Source organism: Janibacter zhangyanbonis, assembly GCF_050507325.1.
Lineage (GTDB): Bacteria > Actinomycetota > Actinomycetes > Actinomycetales > Dermatophilaceae > Janibacter.
This window is the reverse complement of record NZ_CP191481.1, coordinates 2,277,347-2,297,211: the sequence shown is the minus strand read 5'-3', so window position 1 is coordinate 2,297,211 and position 19,865 is coordinate 2,277,347. Positions and strand designations below refer to the sequence as shown.

Below are 19,865 nucleotides of genomic sequence, written 5' to 3'. Positions count from 1 at the left end.
TCGTCAGTGGTGCCGAGCGTACTCAGATCTGGTGCCCGCCACCGGACATCGGGATCGGGGGACCCGCGATGCCCTCGCGGTCGAAGGTCTCCTTGACCCGACGTCGGATCTCGCGCTGGATGCCCCAGTTCTCGTCGGGGGCGCAGCGGGCGAGGACTCGCACGGTGACGGTGCCCCCGGTGATCGACTCGACGCCGAGGACCTGCAGGTCCTCGCGCAGCACCTCGTGCCAGTGCGGATCGTCGTCGATCTGCTCGACGGTGCCCCGGATGATCTCCAGGACCCGCTCGATGTCCTCGCGGTAGCTGAAGGGGATGTCGACCATCACCGTCGACCAGCCCTGGCTGCGGTTGCCGATCCGGATGATCTCGCCGTTGCGGACGTACCACACGACGCCATCGGGGTCGCGCAGCCGGGTGACGCGCAGCGTCACCTCCTCGACGGTGCCGACGGCCTCGCCGGTGTCGATGAGGTCGCCCACGCCGTACTGGTCCTCGAGGATCATGAAGATCCCGGAGAGGAAGTCCTTGACCAGGGCCTGCGCGCCGAAGCCGAGCGCGACACCACCGACTCCGGCGGAGGCCAGCAGCGGCGCGAGCGGGATCCCGAGGAGCGACATCACGGTGAGCACGGTGATGACGGCGATGGCGAAGGTCGCGATGCTGCGCAGCAGCGAGCCCATCGTCAGCGTTCGCTGGCGATAACGCTCCTTGGCGGCGGACGCGGGGATCCCGCTGCTGCGCTCACGCTTGGCGCGGCTGGCCTCGCTGCGGGCGATCGACGCGTCGACCGCTTTGGTGATCGCCCGGTGGGCGAGCCACCGGCCGAGGAAGGCGACGACGACCGTGACGAGAATCTGCAGGGGCGCACCGAGGGCCCAGTCGAGGGCGGACTCCCAGGTGAGGTCGATGGCAAGCGGGTGGGGCACGTCGATCATCCCACGGAGTCTGCGTCACGCTCCTGAGCAGCCACTGCACGCGCCACCGTGTCGCGGCTCTCGGCGACGGTGCGCCGCAGGCCTGCCGGCGCATCCGGGTGCTCGTCGAGCCAGGTCTGCGTCGTGGCGAGCAGCTCCGGCCCCGCGAGCGACATGGGGTAGAAGCCGATGACGATGCCCTCGGCGATGGCGTGGGTCCGCTCGGACCAGACCTGCTCCAGCGCCTCGTGGTAGCGCTGGACGAAGGGGGTGAGCAGCGCCGTGTCGCCGGTGCGGCCGAAGCCGAGCGCGTGCGCGTCGACGACGGAGTTGGGCGTGTCGGTGGCGACGACGCCGGCCTGCCACGCGGCCTCCTTGGCCTCGGCCGTGGGGATGCTCGCCGCGGCCCGGGCCGCGCGCTCGCGACCGGTGGCGGTGTTGTCCCCTTGGGCCTCCGTGGCCACGGCATCGGCGTCGGCGACCCCGGCCGCGGCCAGGCCGGTGAGCAGGGTCCACCGCATGTCGGTGTCGACCGCCAGGCCCTCGAGCGTCGTGCTGCCGTCGAGCAGGCCGGCGACCCACGTCGTGTCGTCGCCGGGGGCCAGGAGGTTGGCGTGGCCGGTGACGAGCTGGAGCTGGGCGTCGCTGCCCGGAGCGGCGCGCTGCGCCAGGGCGGCCAGGTGCGTGACGACCTGCTGGCGCAGCTGCTCGCGGTGCTCGGGCGCGGAGTAGGTGAGCACGGCGGTGCTGGCCTGGGCGACGAGCGTGCGCAGCAGGGTCGAGTCGGACAGCCCGTCGAGCACGGGCAGGACGAGCTCGACGTAGTCGCTCGCCGGCATCTCGGCGTCACGCGTCATGTCCCAGGCCGAGGCCAGCGCCAGCGACGCCGGCAGCGAGTCCTCGAAGGCCGTCGGGTGGGCGAGCAGCGTTGCGAGGGAACGCTCGTCGAGGCGCAGCTTGGCGTAGGTCAGGTCGTCGTCGTTGAGCAGCAGCAGGTCGGGCTGGCGCTGACCGACGAGCTGGGGGAGCGGGGTGCGCTCGCTGTCGACGTCGACCTCGATGCGCTCGCGGCGCTGCAGCGTGCCGTCGACGAGGTCGTAGAGACCCACGGCGAGGCGGTGCGGGCGGATCGTCTCGAAGCCCTCGGCGAAGCTCTGCTCGATGACCGCGTCGACGTAGTGCCCGCGGTCGTCGACCTCGACCTGCGGTCGAAGGGTGTTGACGCCCGCCGTCTCGAGCCACAGCTTCGACCAGGAGCGCAGGTCGCGACCCGAGGTGGCCTCGAGCTCGTCGAGCAGGTCGTCGAGCGTGGTGTTGCCCCACGCGTGCTTGGCGAAGTAGGCGCGCAGGCCGTCGCGGAAGGGCTCACGCCCGACATAGGCGACGAGCTGCTTGAGCACCGACGCGCCCTTGGCGTAGGTGATGCCGTCGAAGTTGACCTCGACGTCGGCGAGGTCGCGGATCGGGGCGACGATCGGGTGGGTCGAGCTCAGCTGGTCCTGGCGGTAGGCCCAAGCCTTCTCGTGGGTGCAGAAGGTCGTCCACGCGTCGGCCCACTCGGTGGCCTCGGCCTGGCAGGTCGTCGAGGCCCATTCGGCGAAGGACTCGTTGAGCCACAGGTCGTTCCACCACTTCATCGTCACGAGGTTGCCGAACCACATGTGGGCCAGCTCGTGCAGCACGGTGAGGGCGCGGCGCTCGACGAGGGCGTCGGGCACCTTGGAGCGGAAGACGTACATCTCGTGGAAGGTCACGCACCCGGCGTTCTCCATCGCGCCCATGTTGTACTCCGGCGTGAAGACCTGGTCGTACTTCGTGAAGGGGTAGGCGTGGTCGAACTCCTCCTCGAAGAAGGCGAAGCCCGCCTTGGTCAGGGCGAAGAGGTTGTCGGCGTCGAGGTACTGGGTGAGCGACTTGCGGCAGAAGATGCCCAGGGGCACCTCCTTGTCCCGCGAGGTGAGCGAGTCGCGCACGACGTCGTAGGGGCCGGCGACGAGCGCGGTGATGTAGCTGCTCATCCGCTCGGTCGGGGCGAAGGCCCAGGTCGCCACGCCCTCCTGACCCTCGACGGGGGTCGGCTCGGGGGTGGGGGAGTTGCCGATGACCTGCCAGTGGGCCGGCGCGGTGACGGTCAGCGTGAAGCTCGCCTTGAGGTCCGGCTGCTCGAAGACGGGGTACATGCGGCGGCTGTCGGGCACCTCGAACTGCGTGTAGAGGTAGACCTCGCCGTCGACGGGGTCGACGAAGCGGTGCAGGCCCTCGCCGGTGTTCATGTACCGACCCGTGGCCGCGATCGTCACGACGTTGTCCTCGGCGAGGTCGTCGAGACGGATCCGGTGGTCGGCGAAGATCGCCGCGGCGTCCAGCTGCGTGCCGTTGAGCTCGACGCCCTCCACGGACTCGCCGATGAAGTCCACGAAGGTGGAGGCGCCCCCCTTCGCGCTGAAGCGGATGGTGCTCGTCGTCGCGAAGGTCGTCTCCGAGGTCGTCAGGTCGAGCGTGATCTCGTGGCTGTCGACCGTGACGAGGGCCGCGCGCTCCGCGGCCTCCTCACGGGTGAGGTTCTTCCCGGGCACGTGCTGCTCCTTCGCGTGGGACGTTTTGGCGCCATGCTGTCACAGCACGACGACAGGTCTGAGACGATGGCGCCATGACGCAGACCGTGGAGATGTGGTTCGACCCGCTGTGCCCCTGGGCCTGGATGACGAGCCGGTGGCTCATGGAGGTCGAGCAAGTGCGTGACCTGGAGGTCACCTGGTCGCAGATGAGCCTGTCGGTCCTCAACGAAGGGCGTGACCTCCCCGACGAGTACCGCGAGATGATGGACCGTGGCTGGGCTCCGGTCCGGGTCATCGCGGCCGCGCGCAAGGCGCACGGCGACGAGGTGACCAAGCCGCTCTACGACGCCATCGGGACCCGCCTGCACCTCGGTGGTGAGCGCGACTTCGTCGCCGCCACGGCCGCCGCGCTCGCCGAGGTCGGCCTGCCGGCCGAGCTCATCGAGGCCGCCGACACCGACGAGCACGACGCCTTCCTGCGCGAGAGCCACGACCGCGCCATCGCCCTCGTCGGCGACGACGTGGGCACGCCCGTGATCTCCGTGGCGGACACCGCCTTCTTCGGCCCGGTCGTCTCGCCGGCGCCCAAGGGAGAGGCCGCCGGCCGACTGTGGGACGGCTGCGTCCTCGTCGCCGGCACCGACGGCTTCTTCGAGCTCAAGCGCTCCCGCACCCGCGACCCGATCTTCGACTGAGAGGCACTTCCTTGCGCGTCCACATCGGCGGCGACCACGCCGCCTTCGAGCTCCACCAGGAGCTGCTCACCTTCCTCGCCGACGAGGGCCACGAGGTCACCGACCACGGGCCCTTCGCCTACGACGCCCTCGACGACTACCCGGTCTTCGTCATCCGTGCAGCCCAGGCCGTCGCGGCCGACCCGGGCAGCCGCGGCATCGTCCTCGGGGGCTCCGGCAACGGCGAGCAGATGGCGGCCAACAAGGTCGCCGGCATCCGAGCGGCCCTGTGCTACAACGCCGAGCTGGCCCGCCTGGCCCGCGAGCACAACGACGCCCAGGTGCTGTCGATGGGTGGCCGCATGCAGTCGGTCGAGGAGGCCAAGGAGATGGTCCGCGTCTTCCTCGCCACCGACTTCACCGGCGAGGAGCGCCACCAGCGCCGCATCGACATGGTGAGCGCCTTCGAGGTCGACGGCACGGTCCCGCCCCTGCCCTGACCGCGGATCCCATAGCACCAGAGACCCGTCGCACGGTGTGTGCGGCGGGTCTCTGATTGGTCACAACCCTTCACAGACAGGCAAATCGGCGCCTAGGGTGCGGTCAACGGTCCCGGACGGGGCCGTGACGAACGACCGGGGAGAAGACGTTTGTCCGCCATCCTGCCCAGCCGGACCCTGTGGTCCGAGCGACGCCAGCCGTCGTGGGCGATGTCATCGACCAGCAGCACCCCTCTCGTCGTCGGTGTCGTCGCCGCCGTCGTGCTCGTCGCCGCCGCCCACGTCGTCTGGCCGGAGGCGGTCCCGCTCGTCGCGCTCGTGCCGCCCTGCCTGCTCGCGGCCACCCTCTGCCCGATCGGCCAGGTCCGCGTCGTCTTCGCGCTCGTCCTCGCCTACCTCCTGTGGTCGACGGTCGCCTCGGGCGAAGGGGTGGCCCGTCACCTTCCCCTGCTGCTCTCGCTCGGCCTGATGTACGCCATCGCCGCCTCACGCTCCAGCCACGGCGTCGCCGCCTTCGCCGGTGACCGCATGCTCGGCGACCTGCGCTCGCGACTGCACGGCATGGGCGCGATCCCGACCCTGCCGCGTGGCTGGCACGCCGAGCGCTCCTTCGCCACCGCCCACGGCAGCGCCTTCGCCGGCGACTTCAACGTCGCGACGACGAGCCGCTGCGGCAACACCCTCGAGATGGTCCTCGCCGACGTCAGCGGCAAGGGGCAGGAGGCCGGCACCCGCGCGCTCGTCCTCGCCGGCGCCATCGGGGGAGTCATCGGCGGCAGCGCCCCGCAGGAGGTCCTGCCGATGGCCAACGAGTTCCTCGAGCGTGACGGCTGGGACGAGGGATTTGCCACCGCCGTGCACGTGCACATGGACCTCGTGACCGGCGAGACCCTCGTCTTCACGGCCGGCCACCCGCCGGCGATGCACTACGACGCGGGCTGCGGCCGGTGGTCGGCGCTCGACGACCAGCGCGGCCCGGCCCTGGGCCTGCTGCCCGGCACGCACTACACCCCCGCCCACACCGTCCTGCAGCGCGGCGACGCGCTGCTCGTCTACACCGACGGCATCATCGAGTCGCGCCAGCGCGACCTCGACGACGGCATCGACTGGATGCTCGGGCAGGCGGAGGCCCGTGTCGCGCAAGGCTTCTCGGGTCTGGCCAAGCGGCTCGTCGCCGGCGGCCGCGCCGGGGTCGAGGACGATCGCGCCGCCGTCCTCGTGTGGCGAGACTGACCCCCCTTCGTCCCGCGTCGGCGATCTGACGGTGCCGCCGCGCCGTATCCTTGCGGCCGTGACCTCCGAGCCCGACCCGCACAAGCTGCCCCTGACCGACACCCCGCGCACCGCGGACGGCCGGTACCGGGCGACCGTGCGCACCTTCACCCCGCGCTGGCGGATGTCGCCGCGGGTCGAGGAGCTCATGGAGCGGCTCCTGCCGCGCTACGCCGTCCCGACGACGCCCCTGGACCCGATCCAGATCTTCGGCCGAGACCTGCCCGTCGTCCTCGAGATCGGGTCCGGCTACGGCGAGGCCGCGGTGGCCTACGCCCGCGAGCACCCCGAGCACGGGATCATCGCGGCCGAGGTGCACGTGCCGGGCGTGGCCACGCTGATGGAGAAGGCCGAGCGCGAGGGCCTGGACAACGTGCGGACCTTCCGCGGAGACGCCCTGGAGTACCTCATCGAGTGCGTCGGCCGCGATCAGCTCGAGGCCGTGCACCTCTTCTTCCCCGACCCGTGGCCCAAGGCGCGTCACGCCAAGCGGCGCTTCGTCCAGCAGGACACTCTCGACCTCGTGCTCGAGCGGCTGCGGCCCGGTGGCCACCTGCTCGTCGCCACCGACCACGCGAGCTATGCCGAGCACGTGCGCGAGCAGCTCGCGCAGCACCCGCGGGTGGCCGTCGTCGAGGGCGAGCGTCCCGCGTGGCGCCCGTCGGCGGGCTTCGAGGACAAGGGCCGTGCGGCCGGCCGCGAGATCCACGAGTTCCGGGTCACCGAGCGAGGGTGACCGGGCCCGTGGCGGTCCGGCGGCCGGCCGGAGGCGTCACCAGGTGTGCGCGACGTCGATGACGAGGCGCGAGCGGTCGCCGGGGCCGGCGAGCTCGGTGACCTTGAAGGGCAGGCGGGCCCGCGTGCCGATGCCCAGCGTGGACTGGCCCTCCCAGCTCCCGCCCCAGGCCACCTGGCGGAAGGTGCGGTAGCCCGAGGTGTCGACGAGCTCCGTGCGGTCGGCCGGCGAGTAGGTCGGGTCGAAGTCCTCGTCGTAGGCCGGCGTGCGCACGACGACCTGCAGCTTGGCCCCACCGCGAAGGGGGATGACCTTGCCGCTGCCGTCCTCGGAGAAGGTCGGGACGTAGCGGACGTCGTAGGACAGCGAGCGGTGCGGCTGGTCGACGTCGACGACGAGCCGGTCGAAGCACGTGTGCCGCCCGGAGCGGACGTCCGAGAGCGTGCCGAGGCTGTGGTGCGTGCCCCGGGACTTGGCGAGCGAGCCCCACGTGGTGCTGCAGGCGGTGGTGGCCGAGGTCGCTGGTGCGGCTGCGGGCGCGGTGAGCAGCAGGGCCGCGGCTGCTGCGCTCACCCCGAGACCGATCCGGGTGTGCGTGCGAGTGGTCATCAGAGTCCCCCTTCGTCCGACGGGGCCGCGTTGCCCGCGTCATGGATGAAGACGCACGAGCCGGCTCGAGGGTTGCCCCGGCCGGGTCACGACGTCGCGAAGAGCGCCTGCCCGATGTACTCGCCCTCACCAGCGCCCGGGGGCACGGCGAAGAGCGCGGAGCCGGTGAACTTCAGGTACTCCATCATCGCGTCGTTCTTGGCCATCGCCGTCTGCATCGGGATGAAGTGGGTTGAGGGGTCGCGCACGTAGGCGAGGAAGAACAGGCCGGCGTCGAGCGTTCCGAGGTCGGTCGACCCGTCGACGAAGTTGTACCCCCGGCGCAGGATGCGCACGCCGTCGTTGTGGTCGGGGTGCACGACGGCGACGTGCGAGTCCGTGGGCACGATCGGGCCGCCGCGGCCGGGCATCGTGAAGTCGGGGTCGGCGTGCTCCTCGCCACCGGACAGCGGCGCCCCCGAGGACTTCGTGCGCCCGATGACCGCCTCCTGGTCGGCCAGACCCTGCCGGTCCCAGGTCTCGATGACCATGTTGATCCGCCGGACGGCGAGGTAGGACCCGCCGGCGAGCCACGGCGCGCCGTCGTCCTCGGGCTGGACCCACACGTGCTCGTCGAGCGCGTCGGTCTCCTCGGCGAGGATGTTCTTCGTCCCGTCCTTGAAGCCGAAGAGGTTGCGGGGAGTCGCCTGCCCGCTCGTCGTGCTCGAGGTGCGGCCGAAGCCGAGCTGCGACCAGCGCACCGCGACGGTGCCCATGCCGACTCGGGCCAGGTTGCGGATCGCGTGGACGGCCACCTGCGGGTCGTCGGCGCAGGCCTGGACGCACAGGTCGCCGCCGCTGCGCGCGGGGTCGAGGAGGTCACCGGGGAAGTGGGGGAGCGGCTCGAGCGCCGCCGGCCTCCGGTCTGCCAGGCCGAAGCGGTCCTTGCCGTCAGCGTCGGCGAAGAGCCCCGGGCCGAAGCCGAAGGTGATCGTCAGGCGCGAGGGCGGCAGCCCGATCGCCTCACCGGTGTCGTCCGGCGGCAGCCGGTAGTCGCCCTCGACGGGACCGATCGGCCCCGCGGAGCCGCCCGCCATCATCCGCTCGGCGGCCTCGGTCCACTCCTTGAGCAGCGAGATCAGCCGCGCCCGCGACGTCGTCGTGACGTCGAAGGCCGCGAAGTGCAGCCGGTCCTGGACCGGGGTCGTGATCCCCGGCTGGTGGGCACCCCGCAGGGCGAAGGGGGAGGAGGTCGCCCCCTTCGTCGGCTCGGCCGCGGTGGCCCGTCCCGCGCCGAAGCCGCCGGCGACGCCCACGGCGGCCGCGACCGCACCCGTGCCGAGCATCGCCCGACGCGAGGGGGTGCGCCCCGCACGCTCCTGCGGCTGCTCGGGCGACTCCTGCGACGGCTCCTGGCGCGGCTCCTCGCTCATCGTCAGACGACCGCCGCGGTGAGCTTGGACAGCGGCTCGGACAGCGCGTTGACCGCGTCCGACAGCTCCTTGACCTCGTCCTTGCTCAGGTCGGTGTAGGAGACGAAGCCGTCGCCCTTCTTGTGCTCGTCGAGCAGGTCCTGCAGCTCCGCGAAGCGGGAGTCGAGCTGCTTGGCCAGGGCGGAGTTGCCGTTGTCCATGAGGATCGGCCGGACGCCGTCGTAGCCGACCTTGGCGCCGTCGACATTGGCCTGGAAGTCCCACAGGTCGGTGTGCGACCAGGCCTCCTCCTCGCCGGTGACCTTGCCGGTCGCGACCTCCTCGAGCAGCCCTCGCGAGCCGTTGGCGATCTGGTCGACGGTGAAGCTCATCTTCTGGATGCGGCTGTCGAGGGTCTTCGTGTTCTTCAGCAGGTCGTCGCCGAAGGTCGTGCGCTCGGCGTCGGTGAGCGGCGTGTAGTCCTTGGCCTCCTGCGGCCACAGGTCCTTCTCGATCCGGTGCCAGCCGGTCCACTTCTGGCCGGGCTCGAGGTCGGCCTCGCGGGCGTCCATCTTGGGGTCGAGGTCGCCGAAGGACTCGGCGACGGTCTCGATGCGCTCCCAGTGGACCCGGGCCTGCGCGTAGAGCTCGCGCGCCTCGTCGTCCTTGCCGGCCTCGTAGAGGTCGACGAACGTCGTCGTCTTGGTGAGCAGCTGGTCGGACTGGTCCTTGACGTAGGCCGCGTAGTTCTTCTCCGCCTGGGCGACGGTGGCCTGGTCACCGGCCGCGACGGTTGAGCCCTTCGACGTCGCGACGGTGAAGTCGGCGCGGATGCCCTCGCCGACCATGCCGGGCTTGCAGGCCGTCGTGTAGCTGCCGGCCGGGACGTTGACGACGAGGTCGCGGGCGAGGTCGGGCCCGATGTTCTCCACCTCGCCGACGATCCGCAGCCCGTCCTCGCCGAGGAGGTAGAACTCCGTGACCTTGGTCCCGGCGTTCTTGACCTTGAAGGTCACGGCGCCCTCGGGCACCTCGGCGGTCGAGACCTCGCAGCCGTCGTCGGTGGACGTGACGGCGATGGTGCGATCGTCCCCCTTCGCGTCGCCGGAGGGGGAGTTGGAGGTGCAGGCGGCCAGGGCCGGCACGAGCAGGGCGACGGCGGTGAGGTGGCGGAGGGTCATCGGGCGTCCTTGGAGGCGGTCGTGGTGGCGAGCGAAGGGGAGGCCGGTGCGGCCGGGCGGGTGCGTCGGCGGGCGCCGACGAGGAAGAGCGTGAGCACGGGGACGACGTAGGCGACCCAGGCGATGGCCTGCAGCACGGTCGTCTGCGGGGTGAAGTTGAAGATCCCCTTGAGCAGGGCGGCGTACCAGGTGTTGGGGTCGACGATGTGCGAGACGTCGAAGGCGAGGTCGTGCAGCCCGGGCAGGAAGCGCGCCTCCTGCAGGTCGTGGATGCCGTAGGCGAGGACGCCGGCGGCCACGACGACGAGGAAGGCGCCGGTCCAGGTGAAGAAGGTCGACAGGTTGATCGAGATCGCGCCGCGGTAGATCAGCCAGCCGAGGACGACGGCCGTGGCCAGGCCGAGCACGGCCCCGAGCAGCGGGGTCCACGTCGAGCCGCCGTCGCTGCTCGTGGCGCGGGAGGTCGCCCACAGGAAGAGCGCGGTCTCGAGGCCCTCGCGACCCACCGCGAGGACGGCGACGAGGACGAGGCCCCAGGCGCTGCCCTCGGACGCGGCGTCGATCCGGCCGCGCAGCTCGCCGCCGAGCCCCCGGGCGGTGCGGGCCATCCAGAAGATCATCCAGGTGACGAAGCCGACCGCGATGATCGAGAGCCCACCGCCGATGAGCTCCTGGGCCTCGAAGGTCAGGCCGCGCGGGCCGAAGGTCAGCAGGGCGCCGAAGCCGAGGCTGACGAGCACGGCCGCGGCGACGCCGAGCCAGATGCGGGAGAGGAGGTGGCGTCGGTCGCTCTTGACGAGGTAGGCCACGAGGATGCTGACGACGAGGGCCGCTTCGAGGCCCTCGCGCAGTCCGATGAGGTAGTTGGCGAGCACGAAGCAGGAATGTACTCCTCCTTAGGTGAGCCTCACCTAAGGACGGGCGAATGTCTCACGAGATGATCGCCACGGCGTGTGGAGCGGGCGACGGGAATCGAACCCGCGTAGCCAGTTTGGAAGACTGGGGCTCTACCATTGAGCTACGCCCGCGCGCTCCCCTCGAGCACGCCTGGGGCGCAGCCGTTGGAAGAGCAGGCGTTAGCCTAGTGCCCGCTCGTGGCCCGGTCACAATCGGGGCGCGCGGGGTATGGCGCAGGTTGGTAGCGCGTCCGCTTTGGGAGCGGAAGGCCGTCGGTTCGAATCCGGCTACCCCGACCATCTGAGGTCTCAGGAGGGCCTGCGCAGCAGGCGCTGGCGGAAGAGGTCGAGGACCTCGTCGAGCGCGGCGCGGGTCGGCTCGCCCTCGCGGTCGACGAGGTGCGTGGTCAGGACCGAGTGCGGCGCACCGAAGCCGTCGGGGTTGGCCGAGTCGTCCGGCAGCTCGACTACCACGAAGGCGTCGCCCAGCCGTCGCCGCAGCGTCGCGAAGCGCGACCCCGGCGAGAGCCGGTCGCCCTCGAAGCGCACCCCGAGCACCTGCAGCCCAGCGGCACAGCGCTGCTCGACGATCGCGAGGTCCTCCTCGCTGATGTCGGTCGTCTCCCGGCGTCGGCGGCCGACGGGCAGGGGGAGCGAGGGCTGGGAGAGCACCGGGGCGAGGACGCTCTCGTCCGTCACCATGGCCAGGGCGAAGCCGCCGGTCAGGCACATGCCGACGGCGCCGACCCCGGGGCCACCGCACCGGGCGTGCTCGGCGCGAGCGAGGGCCCGCAGCCACGGGATCACCGGCGAGGTGCGCCCGAGCGCGAGGAGGGAGAACTCCCGGCTGACGCACACTTGCGCCGCCGTGCGGACACCACCGGCCGCGATGCGAAGGGAGGACCCCGCCAGCGCGTCGCGCCCGGCGACGCCGAAGAGGTCGGGCAGGACGACGGTGCAGCCGAGGTCGCGCACCCTCCGGGCGAAGGCCGCGACCTGCGGCGTGATGCCGGGGAACTCGGCGATGACGACGACGGCCGGGCCGGTGCCCGAGCGCAGCACCGTGTGGTCGGTGCCCTCGTGGTCGAAGCCCTCGCGGGTGAAGTCGGTCAGGGGGTCGTCGGCCACGTCATTCCTCGCTCGATCTCGCCAGGCCGCAGGTCGGCCGGTCAGTACTGCTGGACGCCGGGGGTGGCGGCGCCGCCGCCCACGACCTCGGACAGCCGCGAGCGGCCCCCTTCGCGGTCGAGGCTGCGCTCGAGGCGGGCCGCGACCCGGCGGGTGGGCCACACGTGCCAGGCCATGGACAGCAGCGCCCAGAACCCGCCGACGAGGTAGGCCCACGCCGACCCGGTCGTGAAGGCCCAGGCGAGCGACAGGAGCGCGGGCGCCTCAATGATGGCGAAGCGGGTGATGGTCGTCTGCTGGAGGGCGTCGAGCCCGATCCGCAGGGCGGTGTCCTCGTCGGCGTCGCGGGGGACCGCCGGGGTCCGGTAGCCGACGACCTCGACGACGATGAAGGCCGCGACGTTGATCGCGAAGAGCGCCGCGGCCGTGACCGGCGACGGGTACTCCTCGAGCCCGAGGACGACGACCGCGACGACGGCGAAGATCACCAGGGCCCCGATGAGCGATCCGGCGATGATGCGCAGGCTCTGCAGGCGGGTGCGGACGAAGGACTCGCGGTCGGCGCTCATGGGGCCAAGGTAGCGGCGCATTCGGCCTGCGGGCGGGCAACGGATAGAGTGACTGCTTGTGTCCCGGACACCCGGGACGGTGCGTGCGCGCCGGAGGGCCGTCCAGCGGACCCGACAGCCTGCGCCGCAACCCCCTTCGTCGTCCAGATCGTGTGGAGTGCCTGCAGTGAAGAGTGCCGTCGAGAACCTCAGCCCGACCCGGGTCAAGCTGACCGTCGAGGTCCCGAGCGAGGAGCTCCAGCCGCACGTCGACGCGGCCCTGAAGTCCATCGGGTCCCAGATCAACGTGCCCGGCTTCCGCCAGGGCAAGGTGCCCACCCGCATCATCGAGCAGCGGGTCGGCAAGGGCGCGGTCATCCAGGAGGCCGTCAACGAGGCCCTCCCCGAGTTCTTCGGCCAGGCCGTCGACGAGACCGGTGTCGAGCCGATCGGCCAGCCCGAGGTCGACATCACCGAGGTCCCGATGACCGACGGCGAGCAGCTGAAGTTCACCGTCGAGGTCGACGTGCGCCCCGAGGTCACCCTCCCCGACTACGACGGCATCGAGATCCAGGTCGACAACCTCCAGGTCACCGACGAGGACGTCGAGGCCAAGCTCACCGAGCTGCGCGAGCGCTTCGGCACCCTGGTCGGTGTCGAGCGCGCCGCCCAGACCGGCGACTTCGTCTCCATCGACCTCAAGGCGACGATGGACGGCGAGGACGTCGACGCCGTCGAGGGCGTCTCCTACGAGATCGGCTCCGGCAACATGCTCGAGGGCCTCGACGAGGCGCTCGTCGGCATGTCGAAGGGCGAGACCAAGGACTTCTCCGCCCCGCTCGCCGGTGGCGACAAGGCCGGCCAGTCCGCCGACTGCACCGTCACGGTCCAGTCGGTCAAGGAGCGCGAGCTGCCCGAGGTCGACGACGACTTCGCCCAGATGGCGAGCGAGTTCGACACCGCCGAGGAGCTGCGCGCCGACGTCGCGAAGCAGGCCGAGCAGTCGAAGAAGTTCGAGCAGGGCATCCAGGCCCGCGACAAGGTCCTCGACCACCTGCTGTCCAACACCGAGATCCCGCTGCCCGAGGGCATCATCGAGGCAGAGGTCAACCAGCACCTCGAGCAGGAGGGTCGTCTCGAGGACGACGAGCACCGTGCCGAGGTCGACGAGTCGACCCGCTCGACGCTCAAGACCCAGTTCCTGCTCGACGCCCTGGCCAAGACCGAGGAGATCGAGGTCGGCCAGCCCGAGCTCGTCGAGTACCTCATCATGCAGTCGCAGCAGTACGGCATGGACCCCAACCAGTTCGCCCAGCTGCTCGACCAGCAGGGCCAGGTCCAGTCGATGGTGGCCGAGGTCGCCCGCCGCAAGGCGCTGGCCGCGGCCCTCGACAAGGCCAAGATCGTCGACGCCGACGGCAATGCCATCGACCTGGACGACATCGTCCCCGAGGGCGAGCGCACCGGTGACGTCGAGGAGCTCGACGACGAGGCCACCGAGGCTCCGGCCGAGGAGACCGCCGAGACGGCCGACGAGCAGGCCTGACCCCCAGCACCACCCCGACGAAGGGGGGTCGCCGCCACGTGCGGTGACCCCCCTTCGTCCGTCCCCAGGAGGGAGCCCGCCATGGCGACCACCACCGCACGCAATGCCGTGCTCGCGACCTTCGCGGTCTCCGGGCTGGCCTTCTCGACGTGGGCGGCGCGGATCCCGGCCATCCGCGCCCAGCTCGACCTCACGCCCGGTGAGCTCGGCCGCACGCTGCTCTTCGGCGCCCTCGGCTCGGTCGTCTCCCTGCCCCTCGCCGGGCGGGTCATCACGGCCGTGGGTGCCGCCCGCGCGGTGATGATCGGCGTGGTCGTCGTCGTGCTCGGCCTCCTCGGGCTGGGACTGGCCGTCGACGTGCTCGCGAGCGCGCCCGCGACGGCTGCGGCGATCTTCGTCATCGCCGTCGGTATCTCGCTGTGGGACGTGTCGATGAACCACGAGGGGGCGGCCGTCGAGCAGCAGCTCGGCCGCACCGTCATGCCGGTCTTCCACGCCTTCTTCTCCGGCGGCACGGTGGTCGGCGCGCTCGCCGCGGCGGGGATCGTCCGCGCCGGTGTCCCGGTCCTCGCCCACCTGGCCGTCGTCGCCGCTCTCGTCCTCGTCGTCGGGCTGTGGATCCCGCGCGGCTTCCTGCCCCGCCGGCTCGAGGCGGGGGAGGAAGGTGACGTCGCGGGGCGACCCGGCAGCGCCTGGCGCGAGCCGCGGACCCTGGCCATCGGCGTCGTCGTGCTCGTCGCCGCCCTCACCGAGGGCACGGCCAACGACTGGATCGCCCTGGCCGTCACCGAGGGCCACGACCAGCCGGAGGAGATCGGGGTGCTCGCCTTCGCGACCTTCCTCGCGGCGATGACCGCCGGCCGGCTCCTCGGGGTGCGCCTGCTCGACCGCCACGGCCGGGTGGTCGTGCTGCGGGTCCTCTTCGCGCTGGCGGCGGTCGGCTCGCTGCTCGTCGTGCTCGGCACGACGGCGCTGGCTTTCGTCGGCGTCGTGCTGTGGGGTGTCGGCGCGAGCCTGGGCTTCCCCACGGGCATGAGTGCGGCCGCCGACGACCCGCGCCGGGCCGCGGCCCGGTTGTCGGTGGTCTCGACGATCGGCTACCTCGCCTTCATCGTCGGACCGCCCCTGCTCGGCATGCTCGGCGACCACGTCGGCGTCCTGCGCTCGCTGCTGCTCGTCGGCCTGCTCGCGGTGCCGGCGGTGCTCGCCGTCCCCGCCGTCTGCGAGCGCGGCGCGGCGCGCGGCTGAGCCGCCCGACCACCGACCTGAACCCGCATTACCCTAGGGTGATGCGGAGATTGAACGCGTGTTCAACCGCCACTCACGAGGAGGACGCATGACCGACGGCACCTTCCCCTCGCCCTTCCCCGTCGAGGACCCGCAGGCCCTGGCCGAGCTCGAGCGGGCGCAGGGCGACCTCGCCCGCGCCGTCGGTCGGCTCGTCGACGCCACCGTGCGCACCCGTCACGAGGGTCCGGTCCTCGACGAGGTTGCCGCCCAGGTCGACGTGCTCGTGGCCCGGCTGCTCGAGCGGTCGCAGGAGGGTCCGCTCGGCGTCGAGACGAGCAGCGACGGTCGCTTGCGCGACCACGCCAACCCCATGGTCGGCATGCGCAACCCCATCGCCCCGCCCCTCGTCATGACCGATGACGAAGGGGGAGTGGCGTGCACCTTTTCCCTCGGAGCCGCCTACGAGGGACCGCCCGGGTGCGTGCACGGCGGCTTCGTCGCCTCGGTCCTCGACCAGGTCCTCGGCACGGCCGCGGCCAAGCGCGGGGTGCCCGGCCTGACGGCCTACCTCAACACCACCTACCGCCGGCCGACGCTGCTGGGGACCGACCACGTCTGCCGCGCCCGCGTCGACCGGCTCGAGGGGTGGAAGGTCTTCGCCAGCGGCGAGATCGTCGACCCGCAGGGACGGGTGACGGCCGAGGCGGAGGCGCTCTTCGTCGTCCCGCGGTGGGCCCGTGAGCACCTGGGCACGCCGACCGGTGACGCCGGGGACTTCGACCCGCCGGCGGGTGCGTCGGTCGAGGGCAGCACCGACACGGCGGAGGGCACCGCCACGTCGTAGCGTTGGCGGACATGAGCGATCGCGACCAGGTGCCCGCCGACCAGGTGCCTGCTGACCACGAGACCGTCGAGGTCGAGGCCCTCGAGGTCGAGGACCCGGGCAAGCCCAACTTCGCGCAGGTCTTCTTCCCCGCCCGCCCGCGGGCGCTGCGGCCCCGTGCCCGGCTGCGTCCGCAGGGCGCTCCCTCGGCAGCGCAGGTGCGCTCGGGGGAGCCGCTGGGGTCCAACCCCGTCTACGTCGAGTGGCTGCGGGGGCAGTCGATGCTCCAGGACGCCAAGGAGATCGCGGCGCAGTTCACCGGGCAGGGGTCGATGTGGCAGAACCCCTTCGCCCAGCCCGACCCCCGGGCGGCCGTGCAGACGGCGTCGGTGTGGTTCACCGCCTACCCGATCTCGATGATCACCCGCCCGGGCACCTCCTTCCTCGCCTCGCTCGCCGACCCGGTCCTGTGGCAGACCTTCCAGGAGATCGGCATCCACGCGCTGCACACCGGGCCGGTCAAGCGGGCCGGTGGGCTGTCGGGCTGGAGCCCGACCCCGAGCGTCGACGGGCACTTCGACCGGGTGGGCACGCACATCGACGAGCTCTTCGGCAGCGAGGACGACTACCGCGAGATGTGCCGGGTCGCGGCCGACCACGACGGCACGGTCATCGACGACATCGTCCCCGGTCACACGGGCAAGGGGGCCGACTTCCGGCTCGCCGAGATGGGCGTCGACGACTACCCGGGGATCTACCACATGGTCGCCATCCCGCAGGAGGACTGGCACCTGCTGCCCGACGTGCCCGAGGGGCGGGACTCGGTCAACCTCGACGAGGCCGCCGAGGCGGCCCTGGCCGACGCCGGGCTCATCGTCGGCGAGATGCAGCGGGTGATCTTCCACGTGCCGGGCCTCAAGGACACCAACTGGTCGGTGACCGCCCCGGTGACCGGACCCGACGGGGTGACCCGCCGCTGGGTCTACCTGCACTACTTCAAGGAGGGGCAGCCGTCGATCAACTGGCTCGACCCCACCTTTGCCGGGATGCGACTCGTCATCGGCGACGCGCTGCACAGTCTCGGTGACCTCGGCTCCGGCGGTCTGAGGCTGGACGCCAACGGATTCCTCGGCGTCGAGCGCACCCTCGAGGGCCCGGCGTGGTCCGAGGGGCACCCGCTGTCGCAGGCGGCCAACCAGCTCATCGGGTCGATGGTGCGCAAGGTCGGCGGCTTCACCTTCCAGGAGCTCAATCTCTCGATCGAGGACATCCGCGACACCGCCGCGGGCGGTGCCGACCTGTCCTACGACTTCGTCAACCGACCCGCCTACCACCACGCCCTCGCGACCGGCGACACCGAGTTCCTCCGGCTGACCCTGCGGCAGGCGCACGAGCTCGGGGTGGACGCGGCCGGACTCGTCCACGCCCTGCAGAACCACGACGAGATGACCTACGAGCTCGTCCACTTCGCCAGCCGGCACCGCGACGACGAGTTCGACTTCCGGGGCGAGGTGACGACGGGGGAGGGGCTCGCCGCGACGATCCGTGAGGAGCTGACCGAGGCCCTCACCGGCGACGCGGCGCCCTACAACCTCGTCTTCACGACCAACGGCATCGCCTCGACGACCGCGTCCGTCATCACCGCCGCCCTCGGTCTGCGCGACCTCGACGCGCTCACCGACGAGGACGTCGAGCGGGTGACGCGGGCGCACCTGCTGCTCGCGATGTTCAACGCATTGCAGCCGGGCGTCTTCGCCCTGTCGGGGTGGGACCTCGTCGGGGCGCTGCCGATCCCCGCCGACGAGATCGAGCCGCTGCTGCGCGAGGGCGACACCCGCTGGGTCCACCGGCCGGCCTACGACCTGCTCGACGTCGCTCCGGAGGCGACCGGGTCCGCCTCCGGCATGCCGCGGGCCCGGACGCTCTACGGCCCGATCGACGCGCAGCTGCAGGACCCGCGTTCCTTCGTCCGGCGCCTGAAGGACCTGCTCCACCTGCGCGGCTACTTCGCCATCGCGACGACCCGGCAGGTCGACGTGCCGGAGGTGGCGCACCGGTCGATGCTCGTCATGGTGCACGACTACGAGCAGGTCCCCGGTCAGCTGCAGGTGACGGTGCTCAACTTCAGCGGGGAACCGATCAGCGGCACCGTCATCAGCGAGCACCTCGAGCCCGGCTCGCGCCTGATGGACATGGGCGACGGCTCGACCTTCGGCGAGGTCGACCAGCTCCACGGCTTCCACGTCGAGCTCGAGGGCTTCGCCGGCCTGTCGCTCCTGGTGACGCCGGCGAAGGGGTGAGCTCCCCCCTTCGCCATGGTGTTGCGCTCACGGCGAACACGGCCGGGAGGCGGGAAACATGCGCGGGGAGCGGGCGTTAGGGTCAGTGAAAGTCGTGAACACGAGAGCAACCGCCGACACGGCGGAGAAGCGAGTGAGCGTGAGCAACAGCAGCGAGATCGTCGCAGCCGGCCCGCAGGGCGGGATGGGTCTCGACGACCACATCTACCAGCGCCTCCTCAAGGAGCGCATCATCTTCCTCGGCTCCGATGTGCGTGACGACAACGCCAACGCCATCGCCGCCCAGATGCTGCTCCTCGCGGCGGAGGACCCCGAGAAGGACATCTGGCTGTACATCAACAGCCCCGGTGGCTCGATCTCCGCGGGCATGGCGATCTTCGACACGATGAAGTGGATCCCCAACGACGTCGCGACGGTCGCCATGGGTCTGGCCGCCTCGATGGGCCAGTTCCTGCTGTCGGCCGGCACGAAGGGCAAGCGCTACGCGACCCCGCACGCGCGGGTCATGATGCACCAGCCCTCCGGCGGCATCGGCGGTACCGCCTCGGACATCAAGATCCAGGCCGAGCAGATGCTCTTCGTCAAGACGCAGATGGCCGAGCTCATCGCCGAGCACACCGGCCAGACCGTCGAGCAGATCCACAAGGACTCCGACCGCGATCGCTGGTTCGGCGCCCAGGAGGCCAAGGAGTACGGCTTCGTCGACCACGTCTTCGAGCGCTCCGACCAGGCCGGTCGCCCGACCGACAACCCGATCAGCGACTGAGCCGACCCCGAGCCTTCCAGGAGACACCATGAACTTCGACGCACAGCTGCGTACCCACCAGCCGGGCTCGGCCCCCCTTCGTCCCGGGCCGTCCAGCCGCTACATCCTGCCGAACTTCGAGGAGCGCACCTCCTACGGCATGAAGCGGATGGACCCGTACACCAAGCTCTTCGAGGACCGGATCATCTTCCTCGGCGTGCAGGTCGACGACGCCTCCGCGGACGACATCATCGCCCAGCTGCTCGTGCTGGAGTCGATGGAGCCCGAGCGCGACATCCTCATGTACATCAACAGCCCGGGTGGCAGCTTCACCGCCATGACGGCGATCTACGACACGATGCAGTACATCCGTCCCGACATCCAGACCTTCGTCATCGGTCAGGCCGCGTCGGCGGCGGCGGTGCTCCTCGGCGCCGGTGCCCCGGGCAAGCGCTTCGCCCTGCCCAACAGCCGCATCCTCATCCACCAGCCGGCGCTCGCCGGCGGTGAGTACGGCCAGGCCTCCGACATCGAGATCCAGGCCAACGAGGTGCTGCGCATGCGCACCTGGCTCGAGGAGACCTGGGCCAAGCACTCCGGCAAGACGGCCGAGGAGGTGCGCGAGGACATCGAGCGCGACAAGATCCTCTCGGCGCAGGAGGCCAAGGACTACGGCCTCATCGACGAGGTGCTCACCCCGCGCAAGGCCTCGCTCGAGGACTGACCGCGGCGACAGAGCCACCACGACCGCAGGGCCCCGGAGAGCGATCTCCGGGGCCCTGCGTCGTGCCGCGCCGGACGTGGAACCGAAC

The 19,865-nt window shown here is 71.4% G+C and carries 18 protein-coding genes and 2 tRNA genes; 11 read left to right on the top strand and 9 right to left on the bottom strand.

Features of this window, described 5'->3' with window-relative positions:
• Positions 1-22: 22 nt before the first annotated feature.
• Together ACQBJO_RS11165 and pepN are read right to left on the bottom strand one after the other, a co-directional pair.
• Positions 23-937, bottom strand: a complete 915-nt coding sequence (locus ACQBJO_RS11165) for a mechanosensitive ion channel family protein (protein WP_421007360.1) — start codon at positions 935-937, stop codon at positions 23-25.
• The gene (pepN, locus tag ACQBJO_RS11160) at positions 934-3,492 is read right to left on the bottom strand and encodes an aminopeptidase N (protein WP_421007359.1); all 2,559 of its coding nucleotides are present in this window, start codon (positions 3,490-3,492) and stop codon (positions 934-936) included. Before pepN ends, ACQBJO_RS11165 begins: the two co-directional genes overlap by 4 nt.
• A gap of 74 nt (positions 3,493-3,566) precedes the next feature.
• Between pepN and ACQBJO_RS11155 the strand changes: the two genes are divergently transcribed.
• The 4 genes from ACQBJO_RS11155 to trmB all read left to right on the top strand — a co-directional run bounded on the left by ACQBJO_RS11155 (position 3,567) and on the right by trmB (position 6,656).
• On the top strand, positions 3,567-4,169 hold the full coding sequence (locus ACQBJO_RS11155; RefSeq protein WP_421007358.1) for a DsbA family protein: 603 nt from the start codon (positions 3,567-3,569) through the stop codon (positions 4,167-4,169).
• 11 nt (positions 4,170-4,180) lie between these two features.
• The gene (locus ACQBJO_RS11150; RefSeq protein ID WP_421007357.1) at positions 4,181-4,648 is read left to right on the top strand and encodes a ribose-5-phosphate isomerase; all 468 of its coding nucleotides are present in this window, start codon (positions 4,181-4,183) and stop codon (positions 4,646-4,648) included.
• 150 nt (positions 4,649-4,798) lie between these two features.
• Positions 4,799-5,881, top strand: a complete 1,083-nt coding sequence (locus ACQBJO_RS11145; protein ID WP_421007356.1) for a PP2C family protein-serine/threonine phosphatase — start codon at positions 4,799-4,801, stop codon at positions 5,879-5,881.
• A 58-nt stretch (positions 5,882-5,939) separates the two neighbouring features.
• Positions 5,940-6,656, top strand: coding sequence for a tRNA (guanosine(46)-N7)-methyltransferase TrmB (trmB, locus tag ACQBJO_RS11140; protein ID WP_421007355.1), 717 nt, complete (start codon positions 5,940-5,942; stop codon positions 6,654-6,656).
• A gap of 36 nt (positions 6,657-6,692) precedes the next feature.
• Here the strand turns inward: trmB and ACQBJO_RS11135 are convergent, their stop codons facing one another.
• The 5 genes from ACQBJO_RS11135 to ACQBJO_RS11115 all read right to left on the bottom strand — a co-directional run bounded on the left by ACQBJO_RS11135 (position 6,693) and on the right by ACQBJO_RS11115 (position 10,865).
• Complete coding sequence (locus tag ACQBJO_RS11135) at positions 6,693-7,265, bottom strand: AMIN-like domain-containing (lipo)protein (RefSeq protein ID WP_421007354.1); 573 nt, start codon at positions 7,263-7,265, stop codon at positions 6,693-6,695.
• Positions 7,266-7,351: 86 nt separating this feature from the next.
• On the bottom strand, positions 7,352-8,677 hold the full coding sequence (gene efeB / locus ACQBJO_RS11130) for an iron uptake transporter deferrochelatase/peroxidase subunit (protein ID WP_421007353.1): 1,326 nt from the start codon (positions 8,675-8,677) through the stop codon (positions 7,352-7,354).
• Between the two features lie 2 nt (positions 8,678-8,679).
• Positions 8,680-9,837 (bottom strand): iron uptake system protein EfeO, encoded by a 1,158-nt coding sequence (efeO, locus tag ACQBJO_RS11125; protein ID WP_421007352.1) that lies wholly within the window; start codon positions 9,835-9,837, stop codon positions 8,680-8,682.
• The gene (efeU, locus tag ACQBJO_RS11120; RefSeq protein ID WP_421007351.1) at positions 9,834-10,712 is read right to left on the bottom strand and encodes an iron uptake transporter permease EfeU; all 879 of its coding nucleotides are present in this window, start codon (positions 10,710-10,712) and stop codon (positions 9,834-9,836) included. Before efeU ends, efeO begins: the two co-directional genes overlap by 4 nt.
• A 79-nt stretch (positions 10,713-10,791) precedes the next feature.
• Positions 10,792-10,865: transfer RNA gene (locus tag ACQBJO_RS11115), tRNA-Gly, on the bottom strand.
• Positions 10,866-10,956: 91 nt separating this feature from the next.
• Here ACQBJO_RS11115 and ACQBJO_RS11110 point away from each other — a divergent pair.
• Positions 10,957-11,033, top strand: a tRNA-Pro gene (locus ACQBJO_RS11110).
• 9 nt (positions 11,034-11,042) lie between these two features.
• On the opposite strand, the gene ACQBJO_RS11105 is transcribed toward ACQBJO_RS11110, so the two are convergent.
• Positions 11,043-11,861, bottom strand: a complete 819-nt coding sequence (locus ACQBJO_RS11105) for a dienelactone hydrolase family protein (RefSeq protein ID WP_421007350.1) — start codon at positions 11,859-11,861, stop codon at positions 11,043-11,045.
• A 41-nt stretch (positions 11,862-11,902) separates the two neighbouring features.
• Positions 11,903-12,430: a hypothetical protein gene (locus ACQBJO_RS11100; protein ID WP_421007349.1), complete on the bottom strand. Its 528-nt coding sequence runs from the start codon at positions 12,428-12,430 to the stop codon at positions 11,903-11,905.
• 166 nt (positions 12,431-12,596) lie between these two features.
• Between ACQBJO_RS11100 and tig the strand changes: the two genes are divergently transcribed.
• The 6 genes from tig to ACQBJO_RS11070 all read left to right on the top strand — a co-directional run bounded on the left by tig (position 12,597) and on the right by ACQBJO_RS11070 (position 19,777).
• Entirely contained in the window at positions 12,597-13,955 is a 1,359-nt protein-coding gene (tig, locus tag ACQBJO_RS11095; RefSeq protein ID WP_421007348.1) for a trigger factor, read from the top strand.
• A gap of 81 nt (positions 13,956-14,036) precedes the next feature.
• Positions 14,037-15,203 carry an MFS transporter gene (locus ACQBJO_RS11090; protein ID WP_421007347.1) on the top strand — a complete coding sequence of 389 codons (1,167 nt, stop codon included), beginning with the start codon at positions 14,037-14,039 and terminating at the stop codon, positions 15,201-15,203.
• 88 nt (positions 15,204-15,291) lie between these two features.
• Entirely contained in the window at positions 15,292-16,029 is a 738-nt protein-coding gene (locus ACQBJO_RS11085) for a PaaI family thioesterase (RefSeq protein ID WP_421007346.1), read from the top strand.
• Positions 16,030-16,040: 11 nt separating this feature from the next.
• A complete protein-coding gene (treS, locus tag ACQBJO_RS11080; protein WP_421007345.1) occupies positions 16,041-18,308 on the top strand; it encodes a maltose alpha-D-glucosyltransferase in 2,268 nt (755 codons plus the stop codon).
• Positions 18,309-18,492: 184 nt separating this feature from the next.
• Positions 18,493-19,074 (top strand): ATP-dependent Clp protease proteolytic subunit, encoded by a 582-nt coding sequence (locus ACQBJO_RS11075; protein WP_255186358.1) that lies wholly within the window; start codon positions 18,493-18,495, stop codon positions 19,072-19,074.
• 28 nt (positions 19,075-19,102) lie between these two features.
• A complete protein-coding gene (locus ACQBJO_RS11070) occupies positions 19,103-19,777 on the top strand; it encodes an ATP-dependent Clp protease proteolytic subunit (protein WP_072625038.1) in 675 nt (224 codons plus the stop codon).
• The last annotated feature ends 88 nt before the right edge of the window (positions 19,778-19,865 follow it).